Annotated in this window: 3 protein-coding genes; all 3 read left to right on the top strand. The window is 70.5% G+C overall.

Translation table 11 applies throughout. From position 1 onward, the window contains the following. Positions 1-205, top strand: a 205-nt coding sequence (locus tag HMPREF9440_RS11375; RefSeq protein ID WP_172634277.1) for a hypothetical protein, incomplete at its 5' end; no start/stop codon positions are given. Continuing rightward, positions 202-969: a DUF3261 domain-containing protein gene (locus tag HMPREF9440_RS04320; protein WP_008541844.1), complete on the top strand. Its 768-nt coding sequence runs from the start codon at positions 202-204 to the stop codon at positions 967-969. The genes HMPREF9440_RS11375 and HMPREF9440_RS04320, both read left to right, overlap by 4 nt. 2 nt (positions 970-971) lie before the next feature. Continuing rightward, the coding region (locus tag HMPREF9440_RS10485; RefSeq protein WP_008541843.1) for a beta-ketoacyl synthase N-terminal-like domain-containing protein at positions 972-1,629 on the top strand (658 nt) is incomplete at its 3' end.

The raw sequence follows: 1,629 nt of genomic DNA, 5'->3' as shown, positions 1-1,629 counted from the left end.
CTACGGGATCTTTCTGACGGCCGAAGGCGAGGACGAGCGCACGCTCTGCGCGATCACCTTCGCGGCGCTCACGACGATGGCGTCCTTCGGGCTCCTCGCCTTGTCGGAGACGCCGGCGCTGCGGAGCTTCGGGCTCACGGTCGCCTTCGGCGAAACGCTGATTTTCTTCCTGACGCCCTGGATGCGGCGGAGGAGAGGCTCATGATGAAGAAGCTTTTCTTGGCTGCGGGTCTCTGCGCGGTGCTCGCGGGCTGCGCGACGCAGACCACTCTCCCGACCGCCGAGATCGAGCGGGCCGCACGCACTGAAGACGCTGAGACGGCCGGGGTGCGCACGCTCCCCGTCGTGCTCCCCGATCCGGCCGCGCGCCCGGGGCTCCTCCTCGCACAGCGCATCCATGCGGAAGTGCTCACCGACGACGCGGACGGCGTTCATGCCGCCCGTGATCAAATCCGAGATCAGGCCCGCGATGCCGCTCTGGGTGGGCGCCGCACCGCGGATTTCGAGGCGTACCTCACGTCCGGCCCGGAAGGCTTCCGGATGGCGCTGATGCACGCCGGGCTCACGGTTTGGACGCTGGGTCTTGAGGCCGGTACGCTCACGGAGAACCGCCGGCCCGGGCTCCCGCCGCAGTTGAAGGGTGAATACCTCCTTCGCGACATCGCCTACGCCTACTGGCCGCGCGGGTGGTTGTCCGATCGGTTGGCTCCCTTGGGCTACGGCGTCGCGGAGGACCTTCGGTCGTCCGCCGGACCCGTCCGCAGGATCGCGAGGCTCGCCTGCGGGACGGACGAAAGGGGAGCGGCCGATCAGGCTGACCGGACGGCCACCGCCGGCGCCGGGGATCCTACAATGTTCACCATCCGCTACGAGGCGGGCGCCTCGCCCGATTCGCCCGACGGGCGGATCACGATCGAGAACGCCGCCGAGGGCTACCGTCTCATCATTGAGAGCCAAACCGTACGCTGACCATGCCGACCGAACGAGCCGACATCCTGATTGCGGGTCACGCCACGCTGTCGACGCCGGGCGATGACGACGCCTTGGCCGGGGCGATCTTCGCCCCGGCGCGCCGCGCGCTTCCCGTTTGGGAGGACGTCTTGGAGCGCCCCGTGCGCTACGGTGCGGTCGACGACGCCCGGCTCCCTGCGCCCGAAGAACTCCTCGCGGCGGTGCCGGGCCTTCGATCCGAGGAAGCCGCCGCCCGCGGGAACCGCTTGGCCGAAGCCGTGGCGCGCCGCATCGAACCCGTCGTCGAAGCGGCGAAGGAAAAGTTCGGGGCGTCCCGCGTCGGGATCCTGATCGGGACGTCGGTCGCGGGCATGAGCGAAACTGAAGCCGCCTTTCTCGCGGGCCCGGTGGAGCATGCCGACGACCGGCTTCTTGAGATCGCCAACCCGGTCCGGTACCTGCGCCGCCGCTTCCGTTTGACGGGACCGGGCGCCGCGGTGAGCACGGCCTGCACGTCGTCCGCGAAGGCGATGGCGTCGGCCGCCCGCTGGATCCGCGCCGGCATCTGCGACGCCGTCGTGACGGGCGGGATCGACGCCGCGAGCCGCTTCACCGTGAAGGGCTTCGACGCCCTGGGGGTGCTCTCCAAGGGCCTCGCGCAGCCCTTCGCCGCGGCGC

Origin of the sequence: Sutterella parvirubra YIT 11816, assembly GCF_000250875.1 — a bacterium.
Classification (GTDB): Bacteria; Pseudomonadota; Gammaproteobacteria; order Burkholderiales; family Burkholderiaceae_F; genus Sutterella; species Sutterella parvirubra.
The sequence above is the reverse complement of the archived record's forward strand: the minus strand, read 5'-3'. Positions and strand labels throughout refer to the sequence as shown.